12 protein-coding genes are annotated in these 14,938 nt (G+C 72.3%); 9 read left to right on the top strand and 3 right to left on the bottom strand.

The window, feature by feature from the left end:
* Positions 1 to 140 precede the first annotated feature (140 nt).
* Entirely contained in the window at positions 141 to 1,331 is a 1,191-nt protein-coding gene (locus AC5L3C_RS30175; RefSeq protein WP_493652132.1) for an acyl-CoA dehydrogenase family protein, read from the top strand.
* A gap of 52 nt (positions 1,332 to 1,383) precedes the next feature.
* Here the strand turns inward: AC5L3C_RS30175 and AC5L3C_RS30180 are convergent, their stop codons facing one another.
* Positions 1,384 to 1,821 carry a cell division protein SepF gene (locus AC5L3C_RS30180; RefSeq protein ID WP_493652134.1) on the bottom strand — a complete coding sequence of 146 codons (438 nt, stop codon included), beginning with the start codon at positions 1,819 to 1,821 and terminating at the stop codon, positions 1,384 to 1,386.
* 290 nt (positions 1,822 to 2,111) lie between these two features.
* Here AC5L3C_RS30180 and AC5L3C_RS30185 point away from each other — a divergent pair, with 290 nt between their 5' ends.
* The 4 genes from AC5L3C_RS30185 (at position 2,112) to AC5L3C_RS30200 (ending at position 6,922) form a co-directional block, all read left to right on the top strand.
* Complete coding sequence (locus tag AC5L3C_RS30185) at positions 2,112 to 3,263, top strand: DUF5685 family protein (protein ID WP_493652136.1); 1,152 nt, start codon at positions 2,112 to 2,114, stop codon at positions 3,261 to 3,263.
* A 293-nt stretch (positions 3,264 to 3,556) separates the two neighbouring features.
* Entirely contained in the window at positions 3,557 to 4,465 is a 909-nt protein-coding gene (locus tag AC5L3C_RS30190) for a S1 family peptidase (RefSeq protein WP_125507740.1), read from the top strand.
* 214 nt (positions 4,466 to 4,679) lie between these two features.
* Entirely contained in the window at positions 4,680 to 5,609 is a 930-nt protein-coding gene (locus AC5L3C_RS30195; protein ID WP_493654086.1) for a slipin family protein, read from the top strand.
* Between the two features lie 242 nt (positions 5,610 to 5,851).
* Positions 5,852 to 6,922, top strand: a complete 1,071-nt coding sequence (locus AC5L3C_RS30200) for a S1 family peptidase (RefSeq protein WP_493652137.1) — start codon at positions 5,852 to 5,854, stop codon at positions 6,920 to 6,922.
* Between the two features lie 301 nt (positions 6,923 to 7,223).
* Here the strand turns inward: AC5L3C_RS30200 and AC5L3C_RS30205 are convergent, their stop codons facing one another.
* Complete coding sequence (locus AC5L3C_RS30205) at positions 7,224 to 8,279, bottom strand: DUF3533 domain-containing protein (RefSeq protein WP_493652138.1); 1,056 nt, start codon at positions 8,277 to 8,279, stop codon at positions 7,224 to 7,226.
* A 154-nt stretch (positions 8,280 to 8,433) separates the two neighbouring features.
* Between AC5L3C_RS30205 and AC5L3C_RS30210 the strand changes: the two genes are divergently transcribed.
* Together AC5L3C_RS30210 and AC5L3C_RS30215 are read left to right on the top strand one after the other, a co-directional pair.
* On the top strand, positions 8,434 to 11,955 hold the full coding sequence (locus tag AC5L3C_RS30210) for a DNA polymerase III subunit alpha (protein WP_493652139.1): 3,522 nt from the start codon (positions 8,434 to 8,436) through the stop codon (positions 11,953 to 11,955).
* Entirely contained in the window at positions 11,952 to 12,920 is a 969-nt protein-coding gene (locus tag AC5L3C_RS30215; protein ID WP_493652141.1) for a DNA polymerase Y family protein, read from the top strand. Before AC5L3C_RS30210 ends, AC5L3C_RS30215 begins: the two co-directional genes overlap by 4 nt.
* A 12-nt stretch (positions 12,921 to 12,932) precedes the next feature.
* Here AC5L3C_RS30215 and AC5L3C_RS30220 read toward each other — a convergent pair whose 3' ends face one another.
* On the bottom strand, positions 12,933 to 13,307 hold the full coding sequence (locus tag AC5L3C_RS30220; RefSeq protein WP_493652142.1) for a cupin domain-containing protein: 375 nt from the start codon (positions 13,305 to 13,307) through the stop codon (positions 12,933 to 12,935).
* A 92-nt stretch (positions 13,308 to 13,399) separates the two neighbouring features.
* Between AC5L3C_RS30220 and AC5L3C_RS30225 the strand changes: the two genes are divergently transcribed.
* A complete protein-coding gene (locus tag AC5L3C_RS30225) occupies positions 13,400 to 13,846 on the top strand; it encodes a MarR family winged helix-turn-helix transcriptional regulator (RefSeq protein ID WP_493652144.1) in 447 nt (148 codons plus the stop codon).
* Between the two features lie 173 nt (positions 13,847 to 14,019).
* A complete protein-coding gene (locus AC5L3C_RS30230; RefSeq protein ID WP_493652145.1) occupies positions 14,020 to 14,880 on the top strand; it encodes an esterase/lipase family protein in 861 nt (286 codons plus the stop codon).
* The last annotated feature ends 58 nt before the right edge of the window (positions 14,881 to 14,938 follow it).

Consider the following 14,938-nt stretch of genomic DNA (forward strand, 5'->3'; position numbering starts at 1 on the left):
GTCCGCGGGCGGTCCGTCCTCGACGCGGTATCCCCTGCGCGGGTGGGGGAGCGGGGGTGGACGCGCGGGAGACCGCGGCGTAGCGTCGGCCCGGAGCCGGGACTAGCGGTGCTAGTTTTATCGTTCTGGAGGGTTCCCTGATGTCCGCGTCCGCGAAGCTGCCCCCCTTCGACCCCGCCGACCCCCTCGGCCTCGACGACCTGCTGGAACCGGAGGACCGGGCCATCCGGGACACGGTGCGGGGCTGGGCGGCGGACCGCGTCCTGCCGTATGTCGCCGACTGGTACGAGAAGGGCGAGCTGCCCGGCATCCGGGAGCTGGCGCGGGAGCTCGGCGGCATCGGCGCGCTTGGCATGTCCCTGGAGGGCTACGGATGCGCGGGGGCGAGCGCCGTGCAGTACGGGCTGGCCTGTCTGGAGCTGGAGGCGGCCGACTCCGGGATCCGCTCCCTGGTCTCCGTCCAGGGCTCGCTCGCCATGTACGCCATCCACCGCTTCGGCAGCGAGGAGCAGAAGCAACGGTGGTTGCCGGCGATGGCCTCCGGCGAGGTCATTGGCTGCTTCGGCCTCACCGAGCCCGACATCGGCTCCGACCCCGGCTCGATGCGCACCTACGCCAAGCGCGACGGCGGGGACTGGGTGCTCAACGGGCGCAAGATGTGGATCACGAACGGCTCCGTGGCCGGGGTCGCCGTGGTGTGGGCACGGACCGACGAGGGGATCCGCGGCTTCGCCGTGCCCACCGGCAGCCCCGGCTTCTCGGCGCCCGAGATCAAGCACAAGTGGTCCCTGCGCGCCTCCGTCACCAGCGAACTGGTCATGGACGACGTACGGCTGCCCGCCGACGCGGTGCTGCCGGAGGTGACCGGTCTGAAGGGCCCGCTGAGCTGTCTGTCGCACGCCCGGTACGGCATCGTCTGGGGCGCGATGGGCGCCGCGCGGAGCTCGTTCGAGGCGGCCGTCGACTACGCGAAGTCGCGGGAGCAGTTCGGGCGGCCCATCGGAGGGTTCCAGCTGACCCAGGCCAAACTCGCCGACATGGCGGTCGAACTGCACAAGGGGATTCTGCTCGCCCATCATCTGGGGCGGCGCATGGACGCCGGCCGCCTGCGTCCCGAGCAGGTCAGCTTCGGCAAACTCAACAATGTCCGCGAGGCCATCGGCATCTGCCGTACGGCCCGTACGATCCTCGGGGCCAACGGGATCTCACTCGAATACCCGGTGATGCGGCACGCGACGAACCTGGAATCGGTGCTCACCTATGAGGGCACCGTCGAAATGCACCAGCTCGTGCTGGGCAAGGCGCTCACCGGAATCGACGCGTTCCGGTAGGGCCGGCCGCGGAGGACCTCACGCGGAGGCGGGGCCGGCGAGCGGCCCTGCCTCAGCTCTGGTTGAAGAAGCCGTCCGAACGGTGCGCGGCCGGCTCGCCGCTGACGACCTCGGTGTCGGCCGGGCTGAGCAGGAACACCCGGTTGGAGACCCGCTCGATGGAACCGCGCAGACCGAAGATCAGGCCGGCGGCGAAGTCGACGACGCGCTTGGCGTCGGCGGCGTCCATCGCGGTGAGGTTCATGATGACGGGAACGCCCTCGCGGAAGAGCTCACCGATGGCGCGGGCGTCCCGGAAGCTGTCCGGGGTGACCGTGCCGATACGGCGGCCCTTCTCCTCGGCGACGTCCGTGGCCACCTTGACCCGCGGATCGGTGACCCAGGCCTCCCCGGTCTCGGGCCCGTCGGAGTAGTCGTCGTCGTAGTAACGCTCGTCTTCGTTGTCGTCGACGAGGCCAAGCCAGGCACTCGCCTTGCGTACCGATCCCATGGACGCCTCCTCTCACAGCTGTCTTTCTGCTTTCCGCACCCCTATGGTCGTCCATGATGCGGATGGCGCGCCAAGTGGATAGACGCCGCGCGGGGGGTTTGTGACGGTACTGGTGCACAGCGAATCCGTCGAGAGTCCGGGTTTCCCAAGGGTCTTGATGTAAACGGCTGCTGACTGTGAGTGAAATATGATTCTTCCCGGCGTCCGGGTGATGAGGGGTGCGTACGGGTGAACTCCGTGGCCGATACGATGCGGCCGCTCAGCGTCGTACAACTGCACGGGGGAACGTCGTGTTCGGAATGGTCAGGCCGTGTCGGCACCGGCTCGGGGAACGGCTCACCGCCCAGTGGACTGCCCATTTGTGCGGTCTGTGTCTGGCGTTGCGCGGGGATCACGGACAGCTCGCGCGTCTCGTCACCAACTATGACGGGCTCCTCATATCCGTTCTGACGGAGGCTCAGTCCGGCCCGGACGTGGCGGGACGGCGCACCGCGGGACCCTGTCCGCTGCGCGGGCTGCGCACCGCGTCCGTCGCACACGGTGAGGGCGCACGGCTCGCGGCGGCCGTCTCCCTGGTCCTGGCCTCCGCCAAGGTGCGCGACCATGTCGCCGACGGGGACGGACTGCTGGCGCGCCGGCCGGTCGCGCTCGCCGCGCGCCGGGTCGCCGCGAGCTGGGACCGGGCCGGGGCGCGGACCGGTACGGACATCGGGTTCGACACGGCCGTCCTCCTTGACGCCGTGGACCGGCAGACCGGCATCGAGGCACTCGCCGGACCCGGCACACCGCTCCTGACGGTCACCGAGCCGACCGAGACGGCGACCGCGGCGGCCTTCGCGCACACCGCCGTGCTCGCCGGGCGGCCGCACAACGCGGAACCGCTCGCCGAGGCCGGGGCGCTCTTCGGACGCCTCGCCCATCTGCTGGACGCGGTGGAGGACCGGGCGGCCGACGCCGCCTCGGGCGCCTGGAACCCGCTCACCGCCACGGGCACCTCACTCCAGGAGGCCCGCCGGCTCGCCGACGACGCGGTGCACGGCATCCGGCTCGCCCTGAAGGAGGTGGAGTTCACCGACGGCCGTCTCGCGCACCGGCTGCTCGTCCATGAACTGCCCAACTCCGTCCACCGCGCCTTCGGTACGGTCTCCTGCGCTCACGGCAGCGGCCCCTACGCCCCTCCCGGCGGCCCCGGCGCCCCGCTGCCTCCCGGGCCGCCGCGCCGCGACCGGCGCGGGCTGATGGCGGGCTGCGCGGTCTGGCTGGGTCTCGCCTGTACCTGCCAGCTGTGCTGCGGCACCTACGAGGATCCCTGGACCCGCGAGCCCAAGCAGGGGTCCTGCAGCAACTGCGACTGCAGCGGCTGCGGCGACTGCTGTGAGTGCTGCAACTGCTGCAGCTGCTGTGGTGAGGACGGCGGCTGTGACTGCGGGTGCGACTGCTGAGCCGCATCCGGAGAGGCGAGTTCCGGACACGGCACGACTGTTCGACCCGTCGTCAATCCGGTGTGACCTGAGGTAACGCAATGCCTCACTGGGGTCAAATCTCGCCCTTGGTTCAAAGGTTGACGGCCGAAAGGCACCCTTGCGCCGAACGGTCGGTCGGCCGAATACTCACCATCAGCGCTTGTCAGGGGCACGGCGTGTTCCGGGATCCGGGCACCCTGCCCACTGACTGCGCCTCACGGGCCCTCAACCCCACGAGAGGGCCCCCGACTTCCTTTGTGGAGGAACGACAAGTGAGGATCAAGCGCACCAACCCCCGCAGCGGCGTCTCGAGACGGACTCGGCTGATCGCCGTATCCACCGGCCTCGTGGCCGCTGCCGCGATCGTGGTCCCCAGCGCGAACGCGGCCGAAACCCCCACCACCTTCAGCTCCGCTGAGCTCAACAGCGTCAGCGGATCGGTGCTGAAGGCCGACATTCCCGGCACCGCCTGGGCCGTCGACAGCAAGTCCAACCGGGTGCTCGTCACCGTCGACAGCACCGTCTCCCAGGCCGAGATCGACAAGATCAAGCGGCAGGCCGGGGATGACGCCGGGGCGCTCACCATCAAGCGCACCCCGGGCACGTTCAACAAGCTCATCCAGGGCGGCGACGCCATCTACGCGAGCAGCTGGCGCTGCTCCCTCGGCTTCAACGTCCGCAGCAGCAGCGGAGCCGAGTACTTCCTGACCGCCGGCCACTGCACGGACGGCGCGGGCACCTGGTACGCCAACTCCGGCCGCAGCACGGTGCTCGGCTCGACCGCCGGCTCCAGCTTCCCGGGCAACGACTACGGCATCGTCCGGTACACCAACTCCTCCATCAGCAAGCCCGGCACCGCGGGCGGCGTGGACATCACCCGCGCGGCCACCCCGAGCGTGGGTACCACGGTCATCCGTGACGGTTCCACCACGGGCACCCACAGCGGCCGGGTGACCGCCCTCAACGCCACCGTGAACTACGGCGGCGGCGACATCGTCGGCGGTCTCATCCAGACCACGGTCTGCGCCGAGCCCGGCGACTCCGGTGGTCCGCTCTACGGCAGCAACGGCACCGCCTACGGTCTGACCTCCGGCGGCAGCGGCAACTGCCGCACCGGTGGAACGACCTTCTTCCAGCCGGTGACCGAGGCCCTGAGCGCCTACGGGGTCAGCGTCTACTAGGACCGGCACCGCGCACCGCCGGTCGCACCGGTTTCGCACCACCGGTCGCACCGGTACCGCCTGGATCAGGCAGCAGCGAGCCCCCGCACGCACCCGCGTGCGGGGGCTCCCCCTTGCGTGGGGACGGAGCTACCGTCGTAGGACACACCAGGACGCGCCGGGATGCACCGGACGCGGGATGCCTGATGCGTCACTTCGGACCCTGGGGGCCGTGATGGTCGAGGAGCTGGTGACGGCGGGAGCGGCGGCGGTGTCCGCCGGAGCGGTCTATGTGATGGCGGCGGCGCGGGTCGTCAAGCAGTACGAACGCGGCGTGGTGTTCCGGCTCGGCCGGCTCCGCCCGCAGGTGCGCGGGCCCGGTTTCACGATGATCGTCCCGGTGGTGGACCGCCTGCACAAGATCAACCTGCAGATCGTCACCCTGCCGGTCCCGGCCCAGGAGGGCATCACCCGGGACAACGTCACGGTCCGCGTCGACGCGGTCGTCTACTTCAAGGTCGTCGACGCCGCCGCGGCCCTGGTCAACGTCGAGGACTACCGCTTCGCCGTCTCCCAGATGGCCCAGACCTCCCTGCGGTCCATCATCGGCAAGAGCGATCTGGACGACCTGCTGTCCAACCGCGAGAGGCTCAACCAGGGCCTGGAACTGATGATCGACAGCCCCGCCGTCGGCTGGGGCGTGCAGATCGACCGGGTCGAGATCAAGGACGTCTCCCTGCCCGACACGATGAAGCGCTCCATGGCCCGCCAGGCCGAGGCCGACCGCGAGCGCCGGGCCCGCGTCATCAACGCCGACGCCGAACTCCAGGCGTCCAAGAAGCTCGCCGAAGCCGCCCAGGAGATGGCCGAGACCCCCTCCGCGCTCCAACTGCGCCTGCTCCAGACCATCGTCGCCGTCGCCGCCGAGAAGAACTCCACCCTCGTCCTGCCCTTCCCCGTGGAACTCCTCCGCTTCCTGGAACGCGCCTCGCAGCCGCTGCCCACGGCCGCGCAGCCGTCCTCCGGGCCGGTGCGGGAAGCGGTACGGGAACCGGTGCAGGAGCAACGTCCCTCCGGCGCTCCCCGCGTGGAACCGGACCACGAGGGGTCGATTTCCGGCCAAGCGCCGATGCCGGGGCCTGTACCGCCGGTTACTCCCTCGTAGCGTTTGCAGTGCGAATCGCGCTGCGTGTCCATGACCTGTCAGGACATAGGGGGCGCACGGTCGTTGTCGCACGCGCGTCCTGAAGTCGACCTTGTGTGCTCCCTGTGGGGTTCGGAAGAGTAGGCGCCGTTCGACCGGCACGGGTGTGGCTTTTGCTGTGCGCCGACCCCGTAGCCGTACGCCTTCCGGTCCGACGGGGTCCCCACAACCTCCCGGGCCGTCCCCCCACAGGAGGACGTGAGTTGAAGCACCGACGCATACCCAGGCGACGTGCGGTCATGGCGGGTGCGGGCATCGCCGCACTGGCTGCCGGCGCGGTCACCTTCCAGACTGCGAACGCCAGCGAGGTCCCGGCGGACCCCGCACCCCGGACCCTCTCGGTCACGGCGGCCGGAAAGCTCGCCTCGACCCTCGCCCAGGACCTGGGCGCGGACGCGGCGGGAACGTACTACGACGCGAAGAGCAAGTCCCTCGTGGTGAACGTGCTCGACGAGACCGTCGAGTCGGCCGGCGCCGAGGCGAGAGTCGTGGCGCACTCCCTGGCCGAGCTGAAGAGTGCGCGCGCCACCCTCGCCCAGGACGCCACCATCCCGGGGACCTCCTGGGTGACCGACCCGACCACCAACAAGGTCGTCGTCACCGCGGACCGCACCGTCTCCGAGGCCCAGTGGGCCGAGCTGACGAAGGTCGTCGACTCCCTCGGCACCAAGGCCGAACTGAAGCGCACCAAGGGGGAGTACAAGCCCTTCATCGCCGGCGGCGACGCCATCACCGGCAACGGCGGGCGCTGCTCGCTCGGCTTCAACGTGACCAAGGGCGGCGAGCCGCACTTCCTCACCGCCGGGCACTGCACCGAGGGCATCTCCACCTGGTCGGACTCCGCGGGCAACGTGATCGGCGAGAACGCCGACTCCAGCTTCCCGGGCGACGACTACGGCCTGGTCAAGTACACCGCCGACGTGGCCCACCCGAGCGAGGTGAACCTCTACGACGGCTCCGCGCAGGCGATCTCCGGCGCCGCCGAGGCCACCGTCGGCATGCAGGTCACCCGCAGCGGCTCCACGACCCAGGTGCACTCCGGCACGGTCACGGGTCTGGACGCCACCGTGAACTACGGCAACGGCGACATCGTCAACGGTCTGATCCAGACCGACGTGTGCGCCGAGCCCGGCGACAGCGGCGGCTCGCTCTTCTCGGGCAGCAGCGCGGTCGGCCTCACCTCCGGTGGCAGCGGCAACTGCTCCGTGGGCGGCACGACCTTCTTCCAGCCGGTGACCGAGGCCCTGTCGGCCACGGGCACGCAGATCGGCTGACCCGCCCCGCTCCCACGTCCCGTCCCTCCACCGCGGAGGGGCGGGACGTTCCGCGTCGGCGTGCCGGGCCCTGTCATCACATCCCGTCTGCCGTGCGACGCCATGCACGTCCCCCGGCTGCCCGAAGGGCGCGGGAGGTGCCCCCCCACTCGCCGCACCGGGCCCCTGGCCCGAGTACATCCGGTACGAGTGCCAGGGCCCGGCACCCCGCCGGCCTTCGGCCGGGGCCCCCGGGGCACGCCCCTGACGCCGCACGGCCCGCCCTTCGGGCGGACGACGGGAATGCGGCGACAGGACCTGGCTAGGCCGCGGCCGACGTGGCCGCGGTCGCGCGTCTCCGGCGCAGTGCCGACATCAGCAGGGTGAGCGCGGTCCCCGCCAGGGCCCACGCCGACAGGACCAGCAGCGCACCGGTCATGCCGCTGCCCCCGAAGTACACGATCGAGCGGGCCGCCCACGTGCCCGCGCCCGGTGGCAGCGCCGGCCCGACGGCCGCCCAGAACGGCGGGAGCAGGGGAGGCGGCAGCGCGCCGCCCGCGCTCGGGTTGCCCAGGATCACCACGAGCAGGATCGCCACCCCGATGCCGACGACTCCGAGGACGGCCTGCAGGGCGAGCGTGGCGGCGCCCACGGCGAAGGTGATCAGCGCGCCCAGTCCCCACAGGGCCGCGGTTCCGCCCGGCAGCGCGTCCAGCGCCGGTCCGGCGATGAGGGCGCCGCCGAGTCCGCCGACGACCGCGACCAGGGCCATGGCGCCGAGCCGGATCACCGCGCGGCGCGGGGTGGAGGCCCGCGCGCCCGCGCTGATCGCCAGGATCGACGCGCACAGATAGCCGCCCACGCACCACCCCACCACGACGTAGAAGGACGAGAGCCCGTTGGCGTCCTGGGCGGAGGCCGGGACGACGTCGACGGTCCGCAGGGTGCGCCCCTCGGACTCCTCCAGATCGGTGGCGAGCCGCTCCAGGGCGGTGGCCAGGGCGGTGCCGCCGCCGGTGGCGACCAGCAGGGTGTCGGTGGTCCCGCCGGGGTCGACGACCAGGGCGCCGTCGAGGTCCCGGTTCCTGAGCTGCTCGCGGGCGGCGGCTTGGCCGGACACCGCCCGCGGGTCCAGGGGCGAGCCGGGCAGCCGCTCCAGCCGGGCCACCGTCTGCTCGGCCGCGGCCGGGGGCGCGACGACCCCGAAGGGCGCGTCCCGCAGCTTCGGGTGGTGCAGGGCTCCCACGTAGGAGGCGATGAAGAGCAGCTGGAGCGCGATCACGCCGAGGACGAGCAGGGTGGCCCGGGGGGTGACGGCGTCCCGGACCTCGTGGAGGAACGAGCCGGGGCGAGGACCGGGGCCGGCGCTCTGTGTCATGTCCCCACGGTCCGGGGGAATGGGTGTTTGCGCAGGTGGGACGGGGCCGAACGGTTGTCGCACATGCATTCGAAAATTGGTCTATGGTGGGGGTGAGGTAGCTGGGAACAATTGTTCGAGAGTCGGTCGGAGCTCACGAGTGCGGGAGGTGCGTGTGCCGGGTTTCACGCATCTGCACACCGTCTCCGGGTTCTCCCTGCGCTACGGCGCCTCCCACCCGGAGCGGCTGGCCGAGCGCGCCTCCGAGCGGGGCATGGACGCCCTCGCCCTCACCGACCGCGACAGCCTCGCCGGGTCCGTCCGTTTCGCCAAGGCCTGCGCGCAGGCGGGCGTCCGCCCGCTGTTCGGCGCGGAACTGGCGGTGGCGGCACCCGTGACGCCGGGGGGTGACGCGTCCGTACGGAGGGAGCGGCGCCGTACCCCGGTGCGCGGCGGTGCCTTCATCGACGAGTCGACACCGCGTGTCACCTTCCTCGCCCGGGACGGCGCCCGCGGCTGGGCCGACCTGTGCCGCCTGGTCTCCGCCGCTCACACCCAGGAGGGGCTGCCGCTGCTGTCCTGGGACGCCAACCATGCCGACGGCCTGACCGTGCTGCTCGGCCCCGACTCCGACGTCGGCCGCGCCCTCGCCGCGGGCCGCCCCGACCGCGCCGCCCGGCTGCTCGCCCCCTGGCGGGAGGTCTACGGCGACGCCCTGCGCCTGGAGGCCGTCTGGCACGGACGCAAGGGCACCGGGCCCGGCTCCCTGCGACTGGCCGCCCGCACCCTCGGCTTCGCCGCCGAACACCGCGTCCGGCCCGTCCTCAGCAACGCCGTCCGCTACGCCGACCCCGGTCTCGGCCCGGTCGCCGACGTGCTGGACGCCGCCCGCCGGCTGGTCCCCGTCGACCCGGCCAAAGGGCTGGACTCCGGTGAGGCCTGGCTCAAGGACCAGGGCGCCATGCTGAAGGCGGCCGAGCGGATCGTGGAGGCCGCGGGCTTCCGGCGCGAGGCCGCCCCGCGGCTGCTGGAGCAGACGCAGGCCACGGCCGCCGAGTGCCTGGTCGACCCCGAGGACGACCTCGGCATGGGCAGCGTCCACTTCCCCGAGCCGCACCTCGTCGGCGCCGGCCGCCGCACCGCCCAGCGGGCCCTGGCCTCCCGGGCGGCGGCGGGCATGGTGCTGCGCGGCTACGCCGGGCGCCGGGATTACTGGGAGCGGATGCACCACGAGCTGGACATCATCGCCCACCACGGCTTCGCCTCCTACTTCCTGACCGTCTCCCAGGTCGTCGACGACGTACGGGACATGGGCATCCGGGTGGCCGCGCGCGGCTCCGGCGCCGGCTCCCTGGTCAACCACCTCCTCGGCATCGCGCATGCCGACCCGGTCGAGCACGGGCTGCTGATGGAGCGCTTCCTGTCCAGGGAGCGGGTGGTGCTGCCCGACATCGACATCGACGTGGAGTCCGCGCGGCGCCTGGAGGTCTACCGCGCGATCATCGACCGGTTCGGCACCGAGCGGGTCGCCACGGTCGCCATGCCGGAGACCTACCGTGTGCGCCACGCCGTCCGTGACGTCGGCGCCGCGCTGTCCATGGACCCGGCCGAGATCGACCGCGTCGCCAAGTCCTTCCCGCACATCCGCGCCCGCGACGCCCGCGCGGCGCTCGAAGAGCTGCCCGAGCTGCGGGAGCTGGCGGGGGAGAAGGAGAAGTACGGCAGGCTGTGGGAGCTGGTCGAGGCCCTGGACGCGCTCCCGCGCGGCATCGCCATGCACCCCTGCGGAGTGCTGCTGTCCGACGCCTCCCTGCTGACCCGTACGCCGGTCATGCCGACCAGCGGCGAGGGCTTCCCCATGGCGCAGTTCGACAAGGACGACGTGGAGGACCTCGGGCTGCTCAAGCTCGATGTGCTGGGCGTGCGGATGCAGTCGGCGATGGCACACGCCGTCACCGAGGTGGAGCGGGCCACGGGGGAGCGGATCGACCTGGACGCGGTGCCGGAGGGCGACCCGGAGACGTACGGGCTCATCCGGTCCACCGAGACGCTCGGCTGCTTCCAGATCGAGTCGCCGGGCCAGCGGGACCTGGTGGGGCGGCTCCAGCCGGCCACCTTCCACGACCTGGTCGTCGACATCTCCCTCTTCCGCCCCGGCCCGGTCGCCGCCGACATGGTGCGGCCGTTCATCGAGGCCCGGCACGGACGGGCGCCGGTGCGCTATCCGCACCCGGACCTGGAGGAGCCGCTGAAGGGGACGTACGGTGTCGTCGTCTTCCACGAACAGGTCATCGACATCGTCTCGATCATGACCGGCTGCGGGCGCGGCGAGGCGGACCGGGTGCGGCGCGGGCTGTCCGACCCGGAGTCGCAGGGGCGGATCAAGGTCTGGTTCGCGCAGCACGCGGCGGCCCGCGGCTATGACGCGGAAACGATTCATCGCACCTGGGAGATCGTCGAGGCCTTCGGGTCCTACGGCTTCTGCAAGGCGCACGCGGTCGCCTTCGCCGTGCCGACGTACCAGTCGGCGTGGCTGAAGGCGCACCACCCGGCGGCCTTCTACGCGGGGCTGCTCACCCATGACCCCGGGATGTACCCGAAGCGGCTGCTGCTGGCGGACGCGCGGCGGCGGGGGGTACCGGTGCTGCCGTTGGACGTGAACAGGTCGGGGGTCGCACACAGGATCGAACTGGTGTCTGATTCATCGGGTGGCAAAGGGGCCACGTGGGGACTCCGGCTGGCGCTCTCCGACGTGCACGGCATCAGCGAGGCCGAGGCCGCCCGGATCGCCGAGGGACAGCCCTACGCCTCACTGCTCGACTTCTGGGAGCGGGCCCGCCCCAGCCGCCCGCTCGCCGGACGCCTCGCGCAGGTCGGCGCGCTGGACGCGTTCGGCGCCAACCGGCGCGATCTGCAACTGCACCTGACCGAACTGCACCGGGGCGCCCGGGGCGGCCGCGGCGACCAGCTCCCCCTGTCCGGCGGCCGCAGGACCGCCCCGGCCGGGCTGCCCGATCTCACCCCGTCGGAGAAGCTCAGCGCCGAGCTGGGTGTGCTGTCCATGGACGCCTCGCGCCATCTGATGGACGACCACGGCGCCTTCCTCGAGGAACTGGGCGTGGTCTCCGCGCGGCGGCTGCGCGAGGCCCGGCACGGGGACACCGTGCTGGTCGCGGGGGCCAAGGCGGCCACCCAGACCCCGCCCGTCCGCTCCGGCAAGCGGGTCATCTTCTCCACCCTGGACGACGGCACGGGCCTGGTCGACCTTGCCTTCTTCGACGACTCCCACGACGCCTGCGCGCACACCGTCTTCCACTCCTGGCTGCTGCTGGTGCGCGGGGTGGTGCAGCGCCGCGGCCCGCGCAGCCTCAGCGTGGTCGGCTCCGCCGCCTGGAACCTCGCCGAGCTGCTGGAAGTGCGCCGGGACGAGGGGCTGGAGGGCGTCGCGGCCCGGCTGGCCGCCGCGGACGGCGGCGGGGGCGGCGATCCCGGGGAGGGCCCGGCCCGCAGGCGGCTCGCCGGTTCCGACGGGCGGCCCGCGCCGGCCGGCTCCGCGGCCCGGGACCCGATGGAGGACAGGACGATCCGCATGCCCACGGGGTACGAGATGCACCCCTGGGCCGATCTGCGCCCCGCGGGTGAAGGGCCCGCGGTGGGAAGGAAGTTGTGGCACCAGAGTCCGGGGAGTGCGGGATGACCATTCTCTGCGTACGTTTCCAGCTGTCCTCGGCGGACGAGGCGGCCCTGCCGGGGCTGCTCGGCCTGCTCGAGGAGTTCACCCCCGTGGTGCGGGCGCTGCCCCCCGACGGGGCACTGGCCGATCTGCGCGGCGCCGAACGGTACTTCGGGCGCACCGCCGTGGAGCTGGCCTCGGTGATCCGCGTCCGCGCCCTCGCCCTGCACGGCGTCGACTGCGCGATCGGCGCCGGGCCCGGCCCGATGACGGCCCGCATGGCCCTGCGGGAGGCGCGGCCGGGGCTGACCCGCGCGGTGGCCGAGGACGAGGTGCGCGAGTTCCTCGCCGACCAGCCCGTCGTCGCGCTGCCCGGGGTCGGCACGAAGACCGCCCGCACCCTGTGCGAGTACGGCCTCGACACCCTCGGCCGGGTCGCCGCCGCGCCGCTGTCCACGCTTCAGCGGCTGGTGGGCGCCAGGGCCGGGCGCGAACTGCACGAGAAGGCGAACGGCGTCGACCGCGGCCGGGTCGTCCCGAACGCGGTCTCCCGGTCCCTGGCCACCGAACGCCCCTTCACCCGCGACGAACTGGACCCCGCCCGGCACCGCCGCGCCCTGCTCTCGGCCGCCGAGGAACTGGGCGCCCGGCTGCGCGCCCTCGACAAGGTCTGCCGCGGTCTCACCCTCACCGTGCGCTACGCCGACCGGTCCGCCACCACCCGCACCCGCACGCTCGCCGAGCCGACGGCCCATTCGGCCGCGCTCACCGAGGCGGCGTACGGCCTGTACGGGGCGCTCGGTCTGCAACGCGCCCGGGTGCGCGCGATCGCGCTGCGCGCGGAGGGCCTCGGCCCCGCCGAGCGGGCCTCCCACCAGCTCACCTTCGACCCGGTGGACGAGAAGGTGCGCCGGCTCGAGGAGGTCGCGGACCGGGCGCGGGCGAAATTCGGCCCCCGCGCGGTGATCCCGGGCACGCTGGCCGCGTAGGCCCCGGCGCGCTCAGTTGGCCCACGGCGGCGCGATGCGCGTGCCGTCGGCCAGGGTCGCCTCCAGGCCGTGGGACGTGGTGACCCAGGAGACCGCCGCCTCGGCGGCCGGGTTCTCGACGGCGAGGGTCGCGCCGGCGTGGACGATCACCGTGTCGCCCGCGGTGATCCGGTGCTCGGTGCCGTCGAGGGTGATCAGCAGCTCGCCGGCGAGCAGGTGGAAGATCTCCTCCCGGCTGACGGTGTGCGCGGGCGCCCGGGTGCCCGCGGGGATCTCGCCCCGCCAGGCGCACAGTTCCCTGCTCCCGGTCGACGGGGTGGCGTACGCGACGAAGCGGGCGCCGTGCATCTCGTGGACGACGGCTTCGGACGGTCGGACTACGGGCATGACGGTGGCCTCCGAAGGCTGGTCAATGGTCAAGTGGATTGACTATATGGTCAAGCAGCCTGACTATTTCGTCAAGGTGCTTCAATGCCTCCGTGCAGAACTCCGAGGCCATGGCCCTGTCCGCCGCCCTGCTCGCCGTCGCCGGGGAGCTCACCCGGCGCATTCACGACGGCGTGGTCGCCCGGGGGTTCGAAGGGCTGCGGCCCGCGCACGGCTTCGCCTTCGCCCGTCTCGCCCCGGACGGCGCGACGGTCACCGACCTGGCGGTCCATCTCGGGGTCACCAAGCAGGCCGCGAGCCAGCTCGTCGACGAGCTGGTGCGCAAGGGGTACGCCGCGCGGCGCCCGCATCCCGGGGACGCGCGCGCCCGGCTGATCGTCCTGACCGAGTCGGGATGGAGCTGCGCTCGGGCGGCCGAGGAGGCGGCGGCGGAGGCCGTGCGGGGCTGGGACGCGGCCCTGACCGAGGAGGAACTGCGCGTCCTGCGGGAGACGTTGCTGCGCATCGCGCCCGACGGGCCGATCCGCCCCACTTGGTGACGCACTATCAGGTGCGGGAGATCGATCGCAGGTTAACGCTGGAAGTTTTTACCGACCCGTAACTTCCCCCTTTTACTACTCACCCGTAACTTGACGAGTGAACAGCATCCTCGTGATCCGGATCACAGGGCGTAGGACCCCACCCTTCCCCCGTACCGCAAGGAGATCACGCGATGCTGCCCTGGAAGCGAGTGATCAGACCCCTGGCCGCGCTCCTGCTGACCGCCGCCCTCACCCTCCCCGCCGCGGCGAGCGCCCAGGCCGCCGGCGCACCCCGCTCGGGCTGGAACGACTGGGCGTGCAAGCCCTCCGCCGCCCACCCCCGCCCCGTCGTCCTGGTCCACGGCACCTTCGGCAACTCCGTCGACAACTGGCTGGGCCTCGCGCCCTATCTGAAGCACCGCGGCTACTGCGTCTTCTCCCTCGACTACGGGCAGCTCCCCGGCGTCCCCTTCTTCCACGGCCTCGGCCCCGTCGAGAAGTCCGCCGAACAGCTCGACGCCTTCGTCGACGACGTGCTCGCCGCGACCGGCGCCGCGAAGGCCGACATCGTCGGCCACTCCCAGGGCGGCATGATGCCCCGCTACTACCTCAAGTTCCTCGGCGGAGCGGACGAGGTGAACGCCCTCGTCGGCATCGCGCCCAGCAACCACGGCACCACCCTCGGCGGCCTCACCAAGCTGCTGCCGTTCTTCCCCGGCGCCGAGGACCTGCTGAGCGAGGCCACCCCCGCCCTCGCCGACCAGATCGCCGGCTCCGCCTTCCTCACCAAGCTCAACGCGGGCGGCGACACCGTACCCGGAGTCCGCTACACCGTCATCGCCACCCGGTACGACGAGGTCGTCACCCCGTACCGCAGCGCCTACCTGACCGGGCCGAACGTGCGCAACGTGCTGCTCCAGGACCTCTGTCCGATCGACCTGTCCGAGCACCTGGCGATCGGGCTGTTCGACCGGATCGCCTTCCACGAGGTGGCAGGCGCCCTCGACCCGGCCCACGCCGAACCGACCACTTGCGCCTCGGTGTTCGGCTGACACGTGTGGATCGCGGCCGAAAAGTACCGGGGCCCTGTCCGGCCTGAGCCGCCGGACA

It is taken from the genome of Streptomyces speibonae (assembly GCF_984686075.1).